Source organism: Streptomyces sp. C36 (assembly GCF_040932295.1).
GTDB classification, from domain to species: domain Bacteria; phylum Actinomycetota; class Actinomycetes; order Streptomycetales; family Streptomycetaceae; genus Streptomyces; species Streptomyces triculaminicus.
Genome location: NZ_JBFQGI010000012.1, coordinates 106967 through 126926, shown reverse-complemented (window position 1 = coordinate 126926; position 19960 = coordinate 106967). Strand labels below are relative to the sequence as shown.

Below are 19960 nucleotides of genomic sequence, written 5' to 3'. Positions count from 1 at the left end.
CCACCGCGCCCTTCCGGGACACGCACCCCACGCACCCCACGCACCCTCCCCAACGACAGGTCCGGACCACGAGCGTGGCCCGGACCCCGACAACGAGGCGGACTTACGTGAACGAAAACAGCCGGTGGACGCTGACCCGGTCGTCTGCGCTGCACGCGGCCGAACGCGCCGACCACCCGGCGATCGTCTGCGAGGGCCGGACCACCACCTACGGCGAGCTGCACCGGGCCGGCAACAGCGCGGCGCGCGCCCTGCGCGCGGCGGGCATCGGCCGCGGGGCACGGGTGGCCTACTTCGGCCGCGAGTCGGAGCACTACTACCTGGCCATCCTCGCCTGCGCGAAGATCGGCGCCGTCCTGGTGCCGGTGAACTGGCGGCTCACGTGGGGGGAAGTGGCCCACATCCTGCGGGACTCCAACGCCGAGCTGATCTTCGAGGACGAGCGGTTCGGGGAGTGCGCCGACCGGGCGCTGGACGGACTGCCCGAGGTCGCCCGGGTCCGGCTCGCCGGCCCCGACTCCCTGCGCGCCTGGTACGCGGGCCACTCCGACGAGGACCTGGACCCGGGCACCGGCCCCGACGACGCGGTGGTGCAGGTCTACACCAGCGGTACCACCGGCCTGCCCAAGGGCGCCGTGCTGGCGCACCGCAGCTTCTTCACCCTCCCCGACGCCATGCGCCGCGCCGGCACCGACTGGATCGACTGGCTCCCCGACGACGTCGCCCTGATCTCCCTGCCCGGCTTCGGCATCGCGGGCATCGGCTGGTTCATGCACAACTTCAACGCCGGGGCCACCAACGTGGTCATGGAGATGTTCACCCCCGCCGAGGCCGTCCGGCTGATCGCCCGGCACCGGGTGACCACCACCTTCGTCGCCCCGGCCATGCTCCAGATGATGCTGGACGAACGCGGCGCCGGCCCCGAGACGTTCGCCTCCCTGCGCAAGGTCGCCTACGGCGCGGCACCGATCTCCGAGGGGCTGCTGCGCCGCTGCCTGTCCATCCTGACCTGCGAGTTCGCCCAGATCTACGCGAGCACGGAGACCGGCAGCGTGGCCGTGTGCCTGCCGCCCGAGGCCCACGAGCCCGGCAGCCCGCTGCTGCGCTCGGTCGGCAGGGTGTGCCCCGGCAACGAACTGAAGATCGTCGACACCGAGGGCCGGGAGCTGCCGCCCGGCGAGATCGGGCAGGTGTGCATCCGCACCCCCGCCCGCATGCTGGGCTACTGGAACCTGCCCGAGGCGACCGCGAAGACGCTCGACGGCGAGTGGCTGCTGATGGGCGACGCCGCGTATCTCGACGCCGACGGCTATCTGTTCCTGTGCGACCGCATCAACGACACCATCATCGTCGGCGGTCAGAACATCTACCCCGCCGAGGTCGAGAAGGAGCTCAGCGACCACCCGGCGGTGGCGGAGGCCGCCGTGGTGGGGCTGCCCGACCGCTACTGGGGCGACGAGGCGCACGCCTGCGTCGTGCTCCGGCCGGACGCGGCGGCGACGCCCCGCGAGCTGATGCTGTTCCTGCGCGGACGGCTGGCCGACTACAAGATTCCGAACATGTACCACTTCGTGAGCGAGCTGCCGCGCAATCCCGCCGGCAAGATCCTGCGCCGCGAGGTCCGCGAACACCTGCTCGCCGAACGGGAATCGGCGCTCGCCGCCCGGCCTTGACGCAGACGTACGCGATCTTCCCGAACGAGAAGGAACCGACATGGCCGACTCCACCACCACGCCCCTGCGCATCGGCGTCCTGCTCCCCACCCGGGAGCAGGCCATCACCGACAGCTTCGCCGCCGACCCGCTGCTGGACTTCGCCCGGCGGGCCGAGCAGCTCGGCTTCGACTCCCTGTGGGCGGGCGACTCCCTGACCGCCCGTCCCCGGCTCGACCCGCTGGTCGTGCTCTCCGCCGCCGGCGCCGTGACCAGCCGCGTCACCCTGGGCACGGCCGCCCTCACCCCCGCCCTGCGCCACCCCCTCGTCGGCGCCAACATGATCTCCAGCCTCGACCACGTGTGCGGCTCGCGGCTGGTGCTCGGGCTCGGCTCGGGCTTCCCGATGCCGGAGACCGAGGCGGAGTTCGCCTCCGTCGGCGCCTCCTTCAAGGGACGCGTGGGGCGGCTGGACGACATCGTCGGGCTCTGGCGCACCGCCTGGGGCAGCGACCGGCCCGGCGCGCCCACCGACTACGCCGGAAAGTACTGGCAGGCCGAAGGGCTGGACCGGCTGCCGCGCCCCCACCGCCCCGGCGGCCCGCCGCTGTGGCTGGCCGGCAGCGACACCCCGCGCGTCCTGGAGCGCGTGGCCCGCGACTACGACGGCTGGCTGCCCTTCCTGCCGTCCGCCGAGGCCTACGGCGTCGCCCGCGCCCGGATCGCCGAGCTGGTCGAGGAGGCCGGCCGCCCGGCCGACGCGGTCACCCCCGCCCTCTACGCCACCGTCACCGTCAACCGCGACGCGGCGGCCGCGCAGGCCGAGCTCGAGCACTACATCGAGCACTACTACGGACGGTCGCTGGAGCAGATGTCGGCCATCCAGGCCTACGGCTGGGGCACCGCCGAACACTGCGCCGAATGGCTGGCCTCGTACGTACGGGCCGGCGCCCGGCACCTGGTGCTGCGGATCGGATCGCTGGACCCCGAGCCGCAGCTGAAGGAGATCGCCGACGTCCTGCTGCCCGCCCTGCGATCCCTGGCCTGACCCACCCGCCCCCCACCGGGCCATCACCCCCACCCCCCACACCCCCCACACGAGTCACCTACCGACACCAGCGCGACACATGACGAGGAGCACCCCCGTGTCACAGACCCTGGGACAGTCCATGTCCACCGCGGGCCACTGGTTCCACCCGGTCGAGCCGCCGGCCGAGGCCGGAGTGCGACTGTTCCTGCTGCCCCACGCGGGCAGCGGCGCCATCATCTACCGGGACTGGGCCGGCCTGCTGCCGTCCGACGTGGCCGCCCAGGCCGTCACCCTGCCCGGTCGCCACAGCCGGCGCGAGGAGCCCACGCACACGGACTGGGAGCCGCTGTTCGACGCCCTCTACGACGCGGTGCTCGACGAACTCGACGACCGCCCGTTCGCGTTCTTCGGTCACTGCATGGGCGCGCAGCTCGCCTTCCGGCTGACCCAGCGCCTGGCGCAGGAGGGGCAGCCCATGCCGGTCCTGCTCGGCGCCTCGGGCTGGTCCCCGGTCGGCTTCTTCGAGCCGACCGCCGAGCAGGTCCACATGCCGGAGGCCGAACTCGTCGAGTGGATCAAGAAGCTGGGCTCGTTCCCGGCCGAGGTCTACGACGACCCGGAGATGCTCGCCCTGGTCGTCCCCGCCCTGCGCGCGGACCTGTCCGTGGCCGCCCAGTTCACGGACGACGGCGAGGGGGTGGCCTGCCCGCTCGTCACCTACGGCGGCAAGTCCGACCCCCTGCAGGAGCGTGCGGACGCCATGTCGTTCTGGGCGGCCCGCAGCGCCGAGTACCTCGGGCACCGGGAGTACCCGGGCGGCCACTTCTACATCGACCACCACGCCCCGTCCGTCACCGCGGACTTCGCCGGTCACCTGAACCGCTTCGCGACCGCCTTCCAGGGCTGACCGTCCTCGTCGCGGCCGGCCGCGACGAGCACGCGAACGGCGCGTGGCCCCACCCGTTCCACGGGCGGGGCCACGCGCCGTTCGGCGTAACGGCCGAAGACCTCGGCGTCAGCCGGAGGAGCGGCCGGTGAGCTTGCGCAGACCGGAGATCTGCAGGAACGCGAACGCGGCGACGACCACGGCCTGGAGCGGGGTCCACACCGTGCCGACCGTGTTCGGGTCGATCCAGCCGAAGGCCACCGCGGCCACGCTCGCGACGGCCCACAGCAGATTGGCCTCGATGACCACCTTGGTGGCCAGGGCCGAGGGCACCGGACGGGACGCCAGCACCGCGACGAGGACGCCGTAGACCGTCAGGAAGGCGCCGATGCCGCGCAGGAAGCCGGTGGAGAGGTCCAGCAGGTCGCCGACCGGCCCGGCGCCGAGCAGGTAGATCAGCCCGTTGCCGCCGGTGACCACGGCGTCGAGGGTGAGGAAGACCCGCAGCGGCTTGGCCGCGGAGGAGTCCGCGCCGGCCGTGCGGTGCGCCGCCGAGGTCTGGTAGGTCGTCATGAGAGCACTCCTGACTGTCTGTTGTGCACGGGGGTGGTGGTGCGCCCGGGGAGCACGGGGGTCCTCGGGCACGTACGTCACCCAGAGCGTGGCAGCAGCCGCTGACAGCGCGCTTACACGGGCAACTCCCCGGCGTGCACGGCGCGATGACAGCGCGAAGTCAGCCCGCTGTCAGCGGGCCCTGGCAGAGTCATGGGTGTCGAAGGGAGGACGGCCCGGAAGGGACCGGAAGCCGCCCCCGCCGACAGGGAGAGGTACCCGAAGCGGCCCAACGGGGTCCGGGCGCATGCCCGGTCGGGTCTTCACGGCCCGCGCAGGTTCGAATCCTGCCCTCTCCGCACGATCAACGAGGAGGAGTACGTCCGACATGGCAGACCGAGCCGCAGTCACGGGGCCCACCCGGGCCCTGATCGTCGCGAACCCCGCCTCCGGAAGCCACAGCCCGCAATGGATCGAGCGGATCGCCGAGCTGTGCGCGGCCCACCTGGACTCCGTCGAGGTGTACCTGACCACCGCCCCGGGCGACGCCACCGACGTGGCGCGCGACGCCGCCGCCGGCGGCGGCACGGCCCCGGGGCCGGACCTCCTCGTCGCGGTCGGCGGGGACGGCACCGTCCGCGAGGTCGTCCAGGGACTCGTCGACCCCGGGAGCGACGGGGTGTCCCTGGCCATCGTGCCCGGCGGCACCGGCAACTCCGCCTACCGCATGCTCTGGGGCGACCGCCCCTGGGAGGACGCGCTCAAGGCCGCCCTCGCGGACTCCGGCCCCGGCGGCACCGCCCGGGCGCACCGCCTCGACGTCGCGCTGCTGCGCGAGACGGGCAACGCGGTCTTCCTGGGAGCGTGCAGCGGAGTGATCGCCGACGCCCTGATCACCGCACGGGAGATCCCGCTGGCCGGACGCGCGCGCTACGCCAAGGCGTTCGCCGACACCGCGGCCGCGTACCCCCCGTACCCCGGCCGCGTCACGGTCGACGGCACGGTCGTCCACGAAGGGCCCACCGTGCTGGCCAACGTCGGCGGCGGCCCCTACCGGGGCGGGCAGTACCTGGTCCTGCCCGAGTCCCGCCTGGACGACGGACTGCTCGACGTCTGCGTCATCGGCGGCGACATCCCCGCCTCCAGGGTGCCCGAACTGACCCGGACGGCCGCCCACATGGAGCACCCCGCCACGGTCTACGCGCGCGGCCGCACCATCGTCGTCGAACGGACCGACGGGCAGCGGCTGCCCCTGGAGCACGACGGCGAGTACCAGCACGGCATCGGGACCTCGGCGACCTTCGAGGTCCGCGAGGCGGCGCTGTCCGTATGGGCCCCGGCACAGCTGCCGTAGCCGGCCCGGCGGGCCCGCGCGGCCTCCCCACGACTTGGCGCCTTCGGCGTCAACACCCCTATGGATACACCGATTCGAATCATGGAGACAGCATGAGCGACCTCAACGGTCTCGTCACCCGCTACCTTGCCGCCTGGAACGAGGCCGACGCCGACAACCGTGCCAAGGCCATCGCGGAGCTGTTCACCGAGGACGCCCCCTACATCGACCCGCTCGCCGCGGTCGCGGGCCACGAGGGCATCGGCGCGGTTCTCGCCGGCGCCCAGGAGCAGTTCAAGGGCCTGACCTTCGAGCTCCACGGCACGGTGGACGCGCACCACAACATCGCCCGCTTCCAGTGGGCCCTGGTCACCGCGCCGGGCACCGAGCCGATCGCGATCGGCTTCGACGTGATCGTGACCGACGAGGACGGCCGCATCAAGGGCGTCTACGGCTTCCTGGACAAGGTCCCGGCCGCCTGATCGGCGTCCGTGCCTGATGGGGGAGCGGTGGGCACCGCCCACCGCTCCCTCCGTCTTCTTCTCAGTACCTCTCACGCAAGGGGCGTTCGAGCCATGGTGGAAGTCCTCGGCACCGACCTCGTACAGGCACTGTGCGAGGAGTGGGGGATCGCGGCGGAGACACGCCCGGCCCCGCACACGCGGCGCCGGCCCGCGCCGAGCGGCACGCCCCTGCAACAGCTGTCCCAGTGGGCCGCCAACCTGCACCCGGACGACATCCCCTGCCGGGTCCTGAAGCTGGCGGCCAGCCAGGTGCTGTCCCAGATCGCCTCGATCCGCGCCGGCCTCGAGCACCCGCTGGGCCGCATGCTCATCTCGGCCTTCGGGCATCCGGTGCAGAGCGACCCGAAGAACGCCGCCGGAGTCCTCGCGGCCCTCGGCTCCTGGCTCAACCTCGACGACACCGCCTACGCCGGACATCTGTCCAACTCCACCGTCGCGGTGCCGCTCGCCTTCGCCTACGCCCGCCGCCTGGACGGCCTGTCGCTGCTGACGGCCGTCGTGGCGGCCAACGAGTGCGCGGCCCGGCTCACCGCCGCCGCCACCCTGGGGCCCCTGCGCGGGCAGAGCGCGGTGCACACCCACCTCGCCGGTGCGGTCGCGGGCCGGCTGCACGCCGAGCGGGCGCCGGCCCCGGTGTGGGAGAACGCCTTCGGCCTCGCCTTCGCCATGCCCAACTGGCCGCTCATGCGGGCCTTCCTGGCCAGCGACGCCCGGCTGTTCAACACCTTCACCCCGGTGCGCACCGCCATGGACGCCTGCGACGCGGCGGAGGCCGGGCTGCGGGGCGCCCCGGACCTCATGGAGCACCAGGACGGCTTCCTCGCCCGCTTCGCCACCGTGCCGCTGCCGGACGTGATCACCGAAGGCCTCGGCCGGCGCTGGCACACCGAGACCCTGTCGTTCAAGATGCACCCGGGCGGGCCGGGCATCGACGCCGCGGTGGACTGTGCGACGGAGATCCACCAGGTGCTCGGGCCGCTGCACCCGGACGACGTGGAGGAGATCGTCGTCGAGGCCTCGCTGTACACCCTGTTCGCGGGAAAGCGCGCGGCGACGTATGTGACCGGCCCGGGTTCGCCGCTGGGCGCGCTCGTCCTGGACGTCCCCTACCCGGTGGCCACGACGCTGCTGACCGGCACCTTCGCGGTGGAGGACTTCTCCTCGCCGCGGGTGGACGAGCGCCGGCGGTGGCAGCTGGCCGAGCGGGTGCGCCTGGAGCACGACGCGGACATGACCCGGGAGCTGTTCCGCTCCGAGGCGCCCTTCGGGGAGGCGGTACGGGAGGCCGGCCCGCTGGCCATGCCGTGGCTGCGGGACTTCGGCGGCGACGAACTGGTGGACCTGGTCGGCTCCGTGGAGATGGACGGCCGGGACTTCTCCCGGTCCACCAAGGCCACCGGCGCGCGGGTCACCGTGCGGCTGGTGGACGGTCGGACCGTGACCCGGGAGCGTCTCATACCGGTCGGCGCGGCCGGCCCCGACACCCGCGCCCGGCATTCGCAGCTGGTGCGGGAGAAGTTCCTGGCGGTCGGCGGTTCGCACGAGGTCGCCGAGTCCGTCGGACGGCTGCACCGGATGAGGGCGCGGGGTGTGCGCAGGTGGGTGGAGGCCGCCCTCATGGACTAGGGCCGGTGCGACGCCTCAGCGCACCGCGGGCAGCATGACCTCGATGATCTCCTCGGTCCGCTCGACGATGTCCTCGCGGTTCGCCAGCACCCAGGAGATGTGCTGGGCGCCGAAGAGCGCGGACCGCAGGACCCGGGCCAGCGCCTCCGGCTTCGCGCCCTCGGGCAGCTGGGCCGCCTGCTGGCACTGCCCCAGCAGATCGGCCAGGAGCTGGGTGAAGTTCACGTACGGCACGGGCAACGGGGCGCTGATGTAGGGGCGTTCGATCTGCAGCCGGGCGCCCGCCTGGATGGCGGGGTCGTCCCGGAAGGAGACGGCGACGCGCATGAGAAGGCCGGTGACCTTCTCCAGCGGGGGCAGGTCGGAGTCCAGGGCGGGCCGGACGACCTCGGCCAGCCGGCGGTAGAACTCCTCGGTCACCGCGACCGCGAGCGCTTCCTTGTTGCCGAAGTGGAAGTAGACCGCACCCTTGGTCATGGCGGCCCGGTCGGCGATGTCGACGATGGTGACGTCGGGGAAGCCCCGCTCGGCGAAGGCGCACGCCGCGGCGTTGAGGATCACCCCTCGGGTCCGGATGGCCCGCTCCTGCTTCAACTCCCGAGCTCCGTCGGTGGATACGGAACCAGGATGCCCGTTTCGCTCACTCTTATCGGTCTTCATGGTGCCTCTCTGTGCTCTATGACAACCTGCTGCACTTTTGTGTCACCCCCTCCTTGTAATATACCTTCTCAAAGGTATATTTGTTCTGCGCACCCTAGACCTCGAACAGAATTTCACGGCGTCGCACGTCGATCTGGGCGGAGGAAGCATGCAGCAGCGCTCGGCGGTACCGATGGAGGGTGTCGGCATTCCCGGCGATCCGGAGACGGCCCCCCTCGGTACTCCCCAACTCACGTTCTTACAGCCTATATCCCGACAGCTCGTCCACCGAGCGGCGGTGGCGGAGGTGTTCGTCACCGACGGCGTCCGGGAGAGTGACGGCGGTTTCGTGGTCGCGGCCCAGTGGCCACGCGACCATGCGCTCTATCATCCCGACGACAACGGTCTGGCCGACCCGATGTTGTTCGCGGAAACGATTCGTCAGGCCCTGCTCTACGTCGGCCATGTGCACTTCGGCATCCCGCTCGGCCATCGCTTCGTCGGCCGTGACCTGGACTTCGAGATCTATGACCCCGAGCTCCTGCGGGTCGGCGGCACTCCGCTGCCCGTACTGCTCGATGTGACATGGGCGTGGGAGGACAACCGCCCGCCGCGCCGGTACGGCATGCGGCTGGAGGTGAAGCTGACGGTGGGCGGCCGGGTCTGCGGGCGGGGGAGCATCGCGGCCTTCGTGGTCGACGACCGGAGCTACTCCCTGCTCCGCAATCTGACGAGAAAGACCGGTGAGGGGCATCCGCCGGACGGCGCCGCGGCGGCCCGGCCACCGCTCCGCCGCCGGACCGGGCCGGCGCCCAGCGTGGGCCGGCTGCGGACGAAGGACTGCGTGCTCGAGCCGGGGGATAGGCCCGGCGAGTGGCTGCTGCGGCCGGACCCCAACCACGCGATCCTCTTCGACCACCCCACCGATCACCTGCCGCTCATGGTGATCCTGGAGGGTTTCCGGCAACTGGGCTATCTCCGCCTGCACGAGAACGGATCGCCTGCGGACGGCGGACGGTCCTACGCGCTGGCCGGCGCCGTGGTGGACTGCGCGGCCTTCGCCGAACTGGACGAGCCGGTCCGCCTCGTGACCGAGATGTACGAGCCGGGGGTGGACCCCGACGATCCGGTACGCATGCGGATCGCGGCGGTCCAGGGGGGATCGGCGGTGGCCACGGCCACCCTGACGTGGGTGTGTGCGCAGACGGGCGCGGCTCCGGTCGGCGGCAGCCGGGTCCTGCTCTGCGGCACCGCCGACTGAGCCCGGCATCAGCTGCTCCCGGACGTGATGACCGTACGGGTCAGGACCTCCCACATGGCGTGCACCCTGCCGCTCAGGTTCTCCTGTCCGCAGGCCGTGGCCGTGTAGTGCGTGCCGAAGACGGCGGCGGTCACCAGATCCGCGACGGCCCCGGCCGGCAGTGACGGGTCCAGACACCCCTCGTTCCGCATCTCGTCCACCAGCGCCCGTGTCCTGCCCTGCACCTCGTCGAGGATCTGCGGCGGCTTGGCGTCGGCCTGCGCCGTCTCCAGGGCCAGGCGGAGGGCGGCCCGGACGCGCATGTCCCGCTCGAACAGCTCGGCCAGCGACAGGATCATGCGTCGCAGCCGGTCGAAGGCCGGGACCGTGCTCTCCCTGACGCTTCCCAGCAGATCGTCGGTGACCGAGTCCAGGTGGGCCACGATGACCGCGGCCAGCTCCTCCTTGGAGGAGAAGTGTCCGTACACCGCGCCCTTGGTCAGGCCCGTCCGGTCCGCCACGTTCTGCAGATTGGTCCGGGCGTAACCGTTCTGCGCGAACTCGTTCGCGGCCGCGTCGAGGACCCGGTCGTAGGTGCGCAGGGCCCGCGCTTGTCTGGCCAAGGCGCGCCTCCTTGAAGAGAGTTGGGCTGATGGTCGTCGAGCAGTGATCCAGGCAAGGAACATACCTGCATGAAGGAATTATAGTTGTTGAGCCAAGGAGCGCACTACATGTTCCACTCGCAGTACGCACCGCGACGCGCCGGTCGGGACGACATCGCCCCGGCCGCCTGGTCGCCGGACGTCGTCGCCTCCGCGTCGGCCCACGCCGCACGCGCCGAGGAGGACCGCCGGCTCGCCCCCGAGACGGTGCGGCTTCTGACCGAGGCCGGGTTTCCCCGCTACTTCGTGCCCCGCGCCCTGGGTGGAACCGAGGGAACCTTCACCGACCTGGTCACCGCGGTGGCCGGTGTCGCCGACGCGGACGCGTCCGCCGCCTGGTGCGCGGCGCTGTGGGCCGCCCACAGCCGCTTCGCGGCCTACCTGCCGGTCCAAGGACAGCACGACCTCTGGTCCTCGGGGCCCGACGTGCGCATCGCCGCCGCGGTGACCCCCTCGGGCGGTGCCGAGCCGGCGCCGGGCGGGTGGACGCTCGGCGGCGAGTGGGAGTGCCTCAGCGGCGTCGACTTCGCCGACTGGGCGCTGCTGGCCGCCCGCGACTCCCGCGCCGACGGGCCCGCCGTCCGCCTCCACGCCGTGCACCGGAGCGACTTCACGGTGCGCGACTCCTGGCACAGCACGGGCCTGCGGGCCACGGGCAGCAACACCGTCGTCGTCAACGCCGCCTTCGTCCCGGACCACCGGTCCTTCCTGATGGCGGACCTGCTGAACGGCGCGAGCGGGCCGGGCCGCGCCCGCTGCCACACCGTGCCGGCGCAGCTCGTCGGCGGCATCGTCTTCGCCGCGTCGGCGCTCGGCGCCGCCCGGCACGCCCTCGAGGTGTGGTCGCGCTGGGCCGCCGCCCGGCTGCGCGCCGACCACGCCGCGTCCGGCCGCGACACCCTCGCGCTCCACCGCACCCTCGCCCGGTCCGCCGGCGACGTCGAGGCCGCCGGGCTCCTGCTGCGGTCCGCCGCCCTGCGCGCGGACCTCGACGGCGTCACCGAACGGACCGTCGCCAGCAACCGGCGCGACGCCGCCACCGCCACGAACCTTCTCGTCAAGGCCGTCGAACGGCTCTTCAGGACCGGCGGCGTGCACGCCCGCAGCGGGGAGGGCGAACTCCAGCGGTGCTGGCGCGACGTGCACACCATCGCCGCGCACGGCGTCCTCGACCCCGAAGCCGCGGCCAACGCCTACGCCGAAGCCGTCCTCACCGAGCCCAAGGAGTCCTCCCTTGTCACGACCTGAGCGTCTGGTCTTCTGCGACGTGGACGAGACCCTGATCACCTGCAAGAGTCCATTCGAGTTTCTCCGCTTCTATCTCGAGGGCAGATACGGCGCCGAGGGCGCCCGCCGGGCCGGGGAGTTACGGGAGCGACTGGTGGCCGAGACGGCCGCCGGGGTCTCCCGTGAGGAGGCCAACCGTGTGTACTACCGGGCCTGGCGGGGCGAGCCGGCCGCCGAGGTCGAGGCCTGGGGCCGCCGCTGGCTGTCCGAACGCCTGACGGACGGGAACTTCTTCATCGCCGGCACCCTCGTCCGGCTCGACCGCCACCGCGCCGAGGGGGCCGCCGTCGTCCTGGTCTCCGGGTCGATACCGGCGCTGCTGGCGCCCCTGGCCGAGGCGGTCGGCGCCCGGCACGTGCTGTGCGCCCGCATGGAGCGCTGCGGCCGCGTCTTCACCGGGCGGCTCCTGGGCGAGCCGGTCATCGGGGAGGGCAAGCGCACGGTCGTCCGGCAGCTGCTCGCCCGCTACCCGGACATCGACCCGGCGGACTGCTTCGGCTACGGCGACCACATCTCCGACCTGCCGATGCTGATGGAGGTCGGACACCGCGTCGCCGTCGGCGAGTTCTCCGGGCTCGGGCAGGCGCTGGCCTGCGCCGAGCGGCTCGCCCCGGCCGCCGGCCGATGACCGGCTGACGGCGCGGCCGTCCGCCGAGGCAGCCCCCGGGACCACGGGCCCCGGGGGCTTCTCGGCGGTCATGCCGCCAGGAACGTGCGGAGATCCTCGTTGAGCCGGTCCGCGTGCGTGGCGAAGAGGCCGTGCGCCGCGCCCTCGTAGCGGATGAAGCTGCTGTCCGGGACGAGGTCCGCGGTCCTGGGGCCGCACAGGGGGAAGGGGGCGCCCGCGTCGGCGTCGCCGTGGACGACGAGCGTGGGCACGCCCACCTTGGCGACCTCGGCCCGCTGGTCCTCGGTGAACAGCGTCCGGTAGATCTCCGCCGCGGCCCGCGGCGAGGAGTCGAGGGCGATGCGCGTCATCCAGTCGGCCAGCTCCGGGGAGACCGCCGCCGGCCCGTCCTCGCCGGCCTCCGGGCCGCCGAAGAACGACGCGCCGAGGGCGGTCATCCAGGCGGCCCGGTCCCGGGCCATCGCGTCGGCCATCTCCTCGAAGAGGGCGATGTCCAGGCCGTCGGGGTTGTCCTCGGTCCGCATCAGGAACGGCGTGGTCGAGGCGACGAGCGCCAGCCGCGCCACGCGGTCCGCGCCGTGGCGGGTCAGATAGCGCACCGCCTCGCCGCCGCCCACCGCGTAGCCCACGAGGGCGGCGTCGCGCAGGTCCAGGTGCTCCATCAGGTCCGCGAGGTCGTCGGCCAGGGTGTCGTAGTCGTAGCCCTCCCACGGCCAGTCCGAACGGCCGCAGCCGCGCCGGTCGTAGGTGACGCACCGCATTCCGTGCCGTGCGAGGTACGGCGCCTGGAACTCCCACATCCGGGAGTTCATCATGGCCGTACCGAGCAGGATCACCGGCCGGCCGGTGCCCCAGTCGTTGTAGAAGAGTCTCGTGCCGTCCCTTGTGCCGACGAATGGCATGGCGGGCCTCCGGGTCGTAGCAGGGGTCGTGGCCGAAGGGGCCCGGCCGGTGCTCCGGCCGGGCCCCCTCGGGGTCAGCGTGCGGCGCGGCGGCGCAGCAGCTGCATCAGGGCGGCGGACGTCAGGCAGAAGGCCACCAGCGGGATCAGGGCCATGTCGAAGGCGTGCGGGTAGTCGCCGGGCAGGGCCGCGCCGAGCGCGGGGAAGAAGACGGTGCCCGCGATCGAGACGCCGATGGCCGCGCCGCCCTCCTGCGCCGTGTTGAGCGCTCCGGAGGCCGAGGCCGCGTGCTCGGGGTCGATGCCCGAGAGCACGGTGTTGGTGAGCGGACCGGTGGTCATTCCCATGCCGGCGCCGGCGATGATCAGCGAGGGGACGAGCCAGAGCACGGAGGTGCTCTCACCCGACTCCGCGACCGTCACCCCCACCAGCACATAGCCGACGGCCAGCGTCAGTGTGCCCACGGCCGGCAGCTGCTGCCCGACCCGGGCGCCGATCTTGGGCGACATCAGCGAGGAGCCGAAGAAGCCCGCGCCGAGCGCGAAGAACAGCAGGCCCGACTCCAGCGGCGTGAGCCCCCGGCCCTGTTGCAGGTAGAGCGCGAGCAGGTAGAAGAACGAGCCCATGGCCAGGAAGTACGACAACGTGGCGGACAGGCCGACCGAGAAGCTGCGCACCCGGAACAGCGTGAGGTCGATCAGCGGGCTGCGGCCCTGGGCGCCCCGCCGGCGGAAGTGGGCCACGGCCGCGGCGAACAGCACCACGCCGCCGCCCAGGCACGCCCAGCTCCAGGCCGGCCAGTCCTCCTCGCGGCCCTGCACCAGCGCGTACACCACGAGCACGAGCGCCGCCGTCGTCAGCAGCGCGCCGAGGCCGTCCAGGCGCGCCCCGTCCGCGCCCCGGGACTCGGGGATGACCCGGGTGGCGCAGGCCAGGGCCACCACGCCGATCGGCACGTTGATCAGGAAGATGGACCGCCAGTCCAGGCCCGCCACGTCGGCGGTGATCAGCACGCCGCCGATCACCTGGCCGAACACGGCCGCCTGGCCGACCACCAGGCCGTAGACGGTGAACGCCTTGCCGCGGCTGGGCCCGTCGTAGACCGAGCCGATGATGCCCAGCACCTGCGGGACCATCAGCGCGGCGGCGGCGCCCTGGGCGACCCGCAGGCCGATGAGGACCTCGGCGGACGGGGCGAGCCCGCAGCCGGCCGAGGCCAGGGTGAACAGCGCCAGGCCCAGTACGAACATCCGGCGGCGGCCGTAGAGGTCGCCGATCTTGCCGCCGGTGATCATCCCGGCGGTGAAGGCCACGCCGTAGCCGACGATCATCATCTGGCCCTGTGCCGAGCTGGCCCCCAGGTCCTTCTGGATGGAGGGCACGGCGACGTTGGAGATGAAGTAGTCGAGGACGGTGATGAAGGTTCCCACCATCACCACCGCGAGCGCCCCCCAGGAGGGGCTCTTGGCCGCCGTCGTGGATTCCTCCACGACCGTCTCGGCGGGGTGTGTGTACGTGTCAGCGCTCATCCGCTGTTACTCCTGCTGGGTTCGACCGGGGGTTTCGTCGGTCCCGTGGCGCGCCGTAAGGGCCCGGGCCGCGGGGAGGTCTGGAAGGCGCCGGGGGTCACCAGGTGACGGGCAGGCGGCTGACTCCGTGGAAGACCGTGCCGATGCGGAACAGGCTGTTGGGGTCGTCGGTGGCCAGGCGCAGGTCGGGGAAGCGCCCGAAGAGGCCGCGCAGGGCGAGCTCCATCTCCAGGCGTGCCAGCGGGGCGCCCTGGCAGAAGTGCGGCCCGTTGCCCCACTGCATGTGCTTGCTGGTGTCGCGGTCGACGTCGAGAAGACCGGGGTCGGGGAAGACCGAAGGGTCGTGGTTGGCCGCCGGGATCGAGATGACCACCGCGTCGCCCGCGCGCATGGTGACGCCGCCGAGCTCGAACTCCTCGACGGCCAGCCGGACGATGGCGTCCTGGGAGATCGACCAGTAGCGCATCGACTCCTCGATGAAGCGAGGGATGCGCGCGCCGTCGTCGGCCAGGACCTTCGCCCGCAGCTCGTCGTCCCGCAGCAGGCTGAGGATGTTCAGGGCGATCTGGTTGGTGGTGGTCTCGTGGCCGGCGACCAGGACGAGTCGGGCGATGCCCACGAGCTCGTCGAGGTCGATGGCGCCCGTCGCCAGGTGCCGGGTGGCCAGCCGGCTCATCAGGTCGTCCTGCGGCTCGGTCAGCTTCCGGGTGGCCAGCTCGCCCAGGTAGCGTGTCATGTCCTGGTAGGCGGCGTACGAACGCTCCGGGTCGCCCTGAGAGATGGTGACCTGGGTCTTCTCGATGAAGTAGGGGGAGTCCTCGTCCGGCACCCCCAGCAGGCGGGCGATGACCAGCGTCGGCAGCTTCCGGGAGAAGGCGTCGTGCAGGTCGGTCGGCTGCGGCCGGCCGGCCAGGTCGTCCAGGAGGTCGTCGATCAGCCGCTGCACCGCGGGGGCCAGCCCCTTCACCCGGCGGGCGGTGAACTCGGTGGCGATCATCCCTCTGAGTCTGGAGTGCTCGGGATCGTCCATCCGCAGGAAGGAACTCGGCCGCTGTCCCGGGGGCACCTGGATGCGCACCGGGGCGTCGGGCAGCAGCTCGTCGGCGCTCAGCCGTGGATCCTTGAGCGCCTGCTGGACGTCGGCGTGCTTGGTGACGAGCCAGGCGCGTCGTGATTCCGCCGTGCCGGCCGGGAGTCGTACCGCGCACGGCGGACCCTCACGCAGCTCGGCGAGCACCGAAGCCGGGCAGCCCGAGGCCGTCCGGGGGAACGGCCAGTCCAGCACGGTCTGTTCGGCTGCGAGCATCACATGTCTCCCTCATGAGAAAAACGTTGTGACGCCGACTATGGGCAAGTGTGCTGACATGCTGCTGACGACCGGCTTACAAGGGGCCGGACGGCCCTGGCGGGTGGCCGACGGGTCAGCGGGGCAGTCCGACGAACTCGCCCATCGACGCGGCCGCGTGCTCGAAGAAGGCGGCGGGAGCCGCCGCGACGCCCGCGATGTGGCCGTACACCTCGAATCCGACCATACCGTGAAGCTGGGTCCAAATGACAAGCATGCGGGCGATGGTGGAGTGGGGCAACCCTTCCAGCAGCCCGGCGGCGAGGTTCTCCGTGGTGCGGAGCATGCCCTCGGACAGCGGCGGGCCGTCCGCGTGCTCCACCAGCCGGTCCTCCTTCCGCGCGTCCCGGAGGATCGCGACGAGGGCCAGCACCGTGCGCGCGCCGGCGGCCATCGTCTCCGGGGGAGCGCTGTAGCCGGGCACCGGCTGCCCCCAGATCAGGGCGTACTCGTCGGGGTGGGCGAGCGCCCAGCTCCGTACGCCCGCGCAGACCGCGACCCACCGCTCCAGCAGGCCGGCGCCCGCGGCCCCGGCCCGGGCCGCCCCGGCCTCGGCGCTGTCGCTCATCGCGTTGTAGGCGTCGAGGATCAGCGCGGTCAGCAGCGCCTCCTCGTCGGGGAAGTACTCGCGCAGCCGGACGGGTTCGACGCCCAAGGCGTCGGCCACGGCCCCGAGGTCGAGATCGACGTTCCGTCGCCCGGCCAGCCGCAGGACCGCCTCTTCCTTCGCGCGGCGGACGAGGGCATCCTGACCACCGGCACCGTCGGCGCGTACATTCCGCTGTGTCATACAAGCACTCTCTCAGGCCGGATGCGATTCGTCGATCATCTTCAGGAACAAAGGTGGCGGCGGGCGTCGTTGACGGCGTAGCGAACGGCCCGGCAGGGCGACGTCAGGAGGACACGTGACCAGCGGACACGTCAGCGCGGTCGAGCACCGCTTCGTCGAGGTGAACGGCGTCAGACTGCACATCGCCGAACAGGGGCGCGGGCCGCTGGTCCTGCTCCTGCACGGCTTCCCCGAATGCTGGTACTCCTGGCGGCACCAGTTCGGCCCGCTGGCCGAGGCGGGCTACCGCGTCGTCGCCCCCGACCAGCGCGGCTACGCCCGCAGTGAGCAGCCGGAGGACGTCGACGCCTACAGCCTGCTGCACCTGACGGGCGATGTGATCGGCCTGATCCACGCGCTGGGCGAGGAGAGCGCCGTCGTCGTCGGCCACGACTGGGGCGCACCCGTCGCCTGGACGACGGCCCTGCTGCGCCCCGACGTCGTACGCGGCGTCGCCGGGCTGAGCGTCCCGCACGTCCCGCGCGGCCCGGTGCCGCCGCTGGTGGCGCTGCGCAAGGTGCTGGGCGACGGGTTCTACCAGAACTACTTCCAGGAACCGGGACTGGCCGACGGCGAGTTGGCGCAGGACCCGACGGGGACGTTCCGCCGCATCCTGTTCAGCGCCTCGGGCGACAGCCCGGCGACCGCCCCGCCCCGCCCGTGGGTGATCCCCGAGGGCGCCAGCGTGCTGGACACCATGGCGGAGCCGGACCGGCTGCCCTCCTGGCTGGCCGAGGACGACATCCACGCCTTCGTCCGCGAGTTCGACGAGCACGGCGAGCGCGCCTTCACCGGCGGCCTGAACTGGTACCGCAACATCGACCGGAACTGGGAGCTCCTCGCCCCCTTCGACGGCCGCGTCATCGACGTCCCCGCGCTGTTCGTGGCGGGCGACCGCGACCTGGTGCGGGCCTTCCCCGGCATCGCGGAGCTGCTGGACTCGCTGAAGGTCACGACCCCCAAGCTGCACCGCAGCATCACCCTTCCCGGCTGCGGCCACTGGACCCAGCAGGAGCGTCCCGAGGAGGTCAACGCCGCGCTGCTGGACTTCCTGGCCCACCTGCCCGCGCAGGTCTGATCTCCCCGCCCGGGGACGGACGGTGAGACGGTCCGCGCGGACGGGGTCCGGTCAGGAGTCCCGTCCGCGCGCGGCCGCGAGCAGCCCGTCCCAGTCGGGGATCTTCACCGTCCCCCGGCCCAGCCGCTCGCCGAGCGCCGCCTCGGCCGCCTCGATGCCCAGCCAGCCCGGCCACTCCACCGGCTCCACGCCCGCCGCCCGCAGCGCCCGCGCCGGGTCGTCCGCCGGCCGGCGGGCCATGAGCGCCTCGGCGTCCGTGAGCAGCGAGGCCACCGTCTCCTTGGCGCACGGGCGGTTGGTGCCGATCACACCCGTCGGCCCGCGCTTGATCCAGCCCGCGACGTACTCGCCCGGCGACGGCGTTCCTTCCCGGAGCACCCGGCCCCGGTCGTGCGGGACCGTCCCGCGCTCGGCGTCGAAGGGCAGCCCGGGGATCGGTACGCCGCGGTAGCCCACTGACCGCAGCACCAACTGCGCCTCGATCTCCTCGAACCGGCCCGTCCCCACCAGCGCGCCCCGCTCGTCGACGGCCGTCCGCTCGAAGCGCACCGCGCGCACGGCGTCGTCGCCCAGCAACGCCACCGGCCGCAGGAAGAACCGCATCCGGATCCGCCGCCCGCTGCCCGCGGGCGGGGCCGTGGACCACTCCCGCAGCACCTCCACGTTGCGCCGCACGGCCGCCGGCAGCGCCGAGGGATCGGCCCACGCCGGGTCGAGGGCCGCCTCGCCGGGCGTCACGAGTGTCCGGGCGCCCGGCAGCGTGCCCAGCTCACGCAGCTCCTTGGTGGTGAACTTCGCCTGCGCCGGGCCGCGCCGGCCCACCATGTGGACGTCCGTCACCCGGCTGTCGGCGAGCGCCGCCAGCGCCGCGTCCGGCACGTCCGTGTGCCGCAGCTCGTCCGCGCCGCGGGCCAGCACCCGCGCCACGTCGACGGCCACGTTGCCGACCCCGATGACCACGGCCGAGCGGGCGGCGAGCACGAACCCGCCCGGCGCGGCGTCCGGATGGGCGCTGTACCAGGAGACGAACTCGGTGGCCGAGAAGCTCCCGGGAAGGTCCTCGCCGGGAATGCCCAGCCGCCGGTCGCTCGCCGCGCCCACGCAGTAGACCACCGCGTGGTAGAGCTCCGGCAGCAGCCTCGGGGACAGCGCACCCGGCCCGTCCCCGACCGGGACGTTGCCCAGGAAGCGCACGCCCGGCCGCTCCAGGGCCGTGCGCAGGTTGCGCTGCAACGACTTGATCTTCTCGTGGTCGGGGGCGACGCCGTAGCGCACCAGCCCGTACGGGCACGGCAGCCGGTCCAGCACGTCCACCGTCACCGCGGGGACGGTCCGCTGCTCCAGCAGGGCCTGGGCGGTGTAGACGCCGCTCGGTCCCGATCCGACGACTGCGACACGAAGCACGGAGGGCTCCTTCCCGCGCGGTCCCGCGAGTGACTCCAGCATCGCACGGGGAACGGGGGAACGGCAGGTGGGCCGCGGCCACCGGGGGACCGGACGCGGCCGGTCTCAGAAGCCTTCCGCCGGCGGCTCGGCCGAGGGGGGTACGCCGAGCCCCCACGCGAGCCCGTAGCGCTGGAACAGCTCGGCCCGCAGCCGCTCGGCGGGCATCGGCGCCCCCGGCAGCAGGATCGCGACGACCGCGCCCATCAACAGGGCACGCAGCATGCGGTAGTCGGTGTCCGGGTCGGCGGAGCCGTAGCGCGCGACGGTGTCGCGCAGCAGGAACGCCAGGCGCTGCTGCTCCGGGCACTGGATGAAGCCCTCCGCGGTCAGCATCCCCGCCATATGGGTGCGCATCAGGCGGGGCCGGTCCCGCGCGAGCCCGAGGACCGCGTCGATGGCCCGCGCGAGGCGCTCGCGCCCGTCCGCGGCGCACGGCTCCCGCTCCAGACCCGCGGCGAGTTCCCGGTGCATCAGCCGGTGCACGGCCGACTGCAGCAACTGCCGCTTGCCGGGGAAGTAGTAGGAGATCAGTCCGCGTGCCGCTCCGGCCCGGTCGGCGATGTCCGCCAGCGTCGTCGCCTCGTACCCGCGCTCGTCCACCAGCTCGACGGTGGCCTGCAACAGCCGCTCTCGGGACCGGCGGCGCAACTCCTCGTTGACCGCCGCGCTGCGGGGAGACATGCGCTTACTCCTGCGTTGACTGGCTCCGAGCCAATATACTCAGGGGACAGTCGGTTGTCCCGCCCGCTGAGCAGGGCGGACGCCGCTGTGC

The 19960-nt window shown here is 72.7% G+C and carries 19 protein-coding genes and 1 tRNA gene; 11 read left to right on the top strand and 9 right to left on the bottom strand.

What is annotated here, in order from left to right; translation table 11 throughout:
- The first annotated feature begins 107 nt into the window (after nt 1–107).
- The 3 genes from AB4K12_RS29605 to AB4K12_RS29595 all read left to right on the top strand — a co-directional run bounded on the left by AB4K12_RS29605 (nt 108) and on the right by AB4K12_RS29595 (nt 3589).
- Nucleotides 108–1673, top strand: a complete 1566-nt coding sequence (locus AB4K12_RS29605; RefSeq protein ID WP_368437729.1) for a long-chain-fatty-acid--CoA ligase — start codon at nt 108–110, stop codon at nt 1671–1673.
- Between the two features lie 40 nt (nt 1674–1713).
- Nucleotides 1714–2700 (top strand): LLM class flavin-dependent oxidoreductase, encoded by a 987-nt coding sequence (locus AB4K12_RS29600; protein WP_368437727.1) that lies wholly within the window; start codon nt 1714–1716, stop codon nt 2698–2700.
- A 97-nt stretch (nt 2701–2797) separates the two neighbouring features.
- On the top strand, nt 2798–3589 hold the full coding sequence (locus AB4K12_RS29595) for a thioesterase II family protein (protein ID WP_368437725.1): 792 nt from the start codon (nt 2798–2800) through the stop codon (nt 3587–3589).
- A gap of 108 nt (nt 3590–3697) precedes the next feature.
- Here AB4K12_RS29595 and AB4K12_RS29590 read toward each other — a convergent pair whose 3' ends face one another.
- Nucleotides 3698–4141, bottom strand: a complete 444-nt coding sequence (locus tag AB4K12_RS29590; protein ID WP_368437723.1) for a hypothetical protein — start codon at nt 4139–4141, stop codon at nt 3698–3700.
- A 248-nt stretch (nt 4142–4389) separates the two neighbouring features.
- Between AB4K12_RS29590 and AB4K12_RS29585 the strand changes: the two genes are divergently transcribed.
- The 4 genes from AB4K12_RS29585 to AB4K12_RS29570 all read left to right on the top strand — a co-directional run bounded on the left by AB4K12_RS29585 (nt 4390) and on the right by AB4K12_RS29570 (nt 7603).
- A tRNA-Met gene (locus AB4K12_RS29585) sits at nt 4390–4479 on the top strand.
- Nucleotides 4480–4508: 29 nt separating this feature from the next.
- The gene (locus tag AB4K12_RS29580) at nt 4509–5474 is read left to right on the top strand and encodes a diacylglycerol kinase family protein (RefSeq protein WP_368437722.1); all 966 of its coding nucleotides are present in this window, start codon (nt 4509–4511) and stop codon (nt 5472–5474) included.
- A gap of 92 nt (nt 5475–5566) precedes the next feature.
- Entirely contained in the window at nt 5567–5935 is a 369-nt protein-coding gene (locus AB4K12_RS29575; protein ID WP_362254907.1) for a nuclear transport factor 2 family protein, read from the top strand.
- 93 nt (nt 5936–6028) lie between these two features.
- Nucleotides 6029–7603, top strand: a complete 1575-nt coding sequence (locus tag AB4K12_RS29570) for an MmgE/PrpD family protein (protein WP_368437720.1) — start codon at nt 6029–6031, stop codon at nt 7601–7603.
- A 15-nt stretch (nt 7604–7618) separates the two neighbouring features.
- Here AB4K12_RS29570 and AB4K12_RS29565 read toward each other — a convergent pair whose 3' ends face one another.
- Nucleotides 7619–8197 (bottom strand): ScbR family autoregulator-binding transcription factor, encoded by a 579-nt coding sequence (locus AB4K12_RS29565; RefSeq protein ID WP_368437718.1) that lies wholly within the window; start codon nt 8195–8197, stop codon nt 7619–7621.
- A 253-nt stretch (nt 8198–8450) separates the two neighbouring features.
- On the opposite strand from AB4K12_RS29565, the gene AB4K12_RS29560 reads away from it, so the two are divergent.
- Nucleotides 8451–9503, top strand: a complete 1053-nt coding sequence (locus tag AB4K12_RS29560) for a ScbA/BarX family gamma-butyrolactone biosynthesis protein (RefSeq protein WP_368437758.1) — start codon at nt 8451–8453, stop codon at nt 9501–9503.
- 8 nt (nt 9504–9511) lie between these two features.
- On the opposite strand, the gene AB4K12_RS29555 is transcribed toward AB4K12_RS29560, so the two are convergent.
- The gene (locus AB4K12_RS29555; RefSeq protein ID WP_368437717.1) at nt 9512–10105 is read right to left on the bottom strand and encodes a TetR family transcriptional regulator; all 594 of its coding nucleotides are present in this window, start codon (nt 10103–10105) and stop codon (nt 9512–9514) included.
- Between the two features lie 108 nt (nt 10106–10213).
- Between AB4K12_RS29555 and AB4K12_RS29550 the strand changes: the two genes are divergently transcribed.
- Nucleotides 10214–11392 carry an oxidoreductase gene (locus AB4K12_RS29550; protein ID WP_368437715.1) on the top strand — a complete coding sequence of 393 codons (1179 nt, stop codon included), beginning with the start codon at nt 10214–10216 and terminating at the stop codon, nt 11390–11392.
- Complete coding sequence (locus AB4K12_RS29545; protein ID WP_368437713.1) at nt 11379–12059, top strand: HAD family hydrolase; 681 nt, start codon at nt 11379–11381, stop codon at nt 12057–12059. Before AB4K12_RS29550 ends, AB4K12_RS29545 begins: the two co-directional genes overlap by 14 nt.
- Before the next feature lie 68 nt (nt 12060–12127).
- On the opposite strand, the gene AB4K12_RS29540 is transcribed toward AB4K12_RS29545, so the two are convergent.
- The 4 genes from AB4K12_RS29540 to AB4K12_RS29525 form a co-directional block, all read right to left on the bottom strand.
- Complete coding sequence (locus tag AB4K12_RS29540) at nt 12128–12961, bottom strand: alpha/beta fold hydrolase (protein ID WP_368437711.1); 834 nt, start codon at nt 12959–12961, stop codon at nt 12128–12130.
- A gap of 74 nt (nt 12962–13035) precedes the next feature.
- On the bottom strand, nt 13036–14490 hold the full coding sequence (locus AB4K12_RS29535; protein WP_368437709.1) for an MFS transporter: 1455 nt from the start codon (nt 14488–14490) through the stop codon (nt 13036–13038).
- A 97-nt stretch (nt 14491–14587) separates the two neighbouring features.
- Nucleotides 14588–15796, bottom strand: coding sequence for a cytochrome P450 (locus AB4K12_RS29530; protein ID WP_368437708.1), 1209 nt, complete (start codon nt 15794–15796; stop codon nt 14588–14590).
- A 115-nt stretch (nt 15797–15911) separates the two neighbouring features.
- The gene (locus AB4K12_RS29525; RefSeq protein WP_368437706.1) at nt 15912–16625 is read right to left on the bottom strand and encodes a TetR-like C-terminal domain-containing protein; all 714 of its coding nucleotides are present in this window, start codon (nt 16623–16625) and stop codon (nt 15912–15914) included.
- A gap of 115 nt (nt 16626–16740) precedes the next feature.
- Here AB4K12_RS29525 and AB4K12_RS29520 point away from each other — a divergent pair, with 115 nt between their 5' ends.
- Nucleotides 16741–17742, top strand: coding sequence for an alpha/beta fold hydrolase (locus AB4K12_RS29520; protein WP_368437704.1), 1002 nt, complete (start codon nt 16741–16743; stop codon nt 17740–17742).
- 51 nt (nt 17743–17793) lie between these two features.
- On the opposite strand, the gene AB4K12_RS29515 is transcribed toward AB4K12_RS29520, so the two are convergent.
- Both AB4K12_RS29515 and AB4K12_RS29510 read right to left on the bottom strand, forming a co-directional pair.
- A complete protein-coding gene (locus AB4K12_RS29515) occupies nt 17794–19146 on the bottom strand; it encodes an FAD-dependent oxidoreductase (RefSeq protein ID WP_368437702.1) in 1353 nt (450 codons plus the stop codon).
- Between the two features lie 105 nt (nt 19147–19251).
- On the bottom strand, nt 19252–19869 hold the full coding sequence (locus tag AB4K12_RS29510) for a TetR/AcrR family transcriptional regulator (protein ID WP_368437701.1): 618 nt from the start codon (nt 19867–19869) through the stop codon (nt 19252–19254).
- Nucleotides 19870–19960 lie beyond the last annotated feature (91 nt).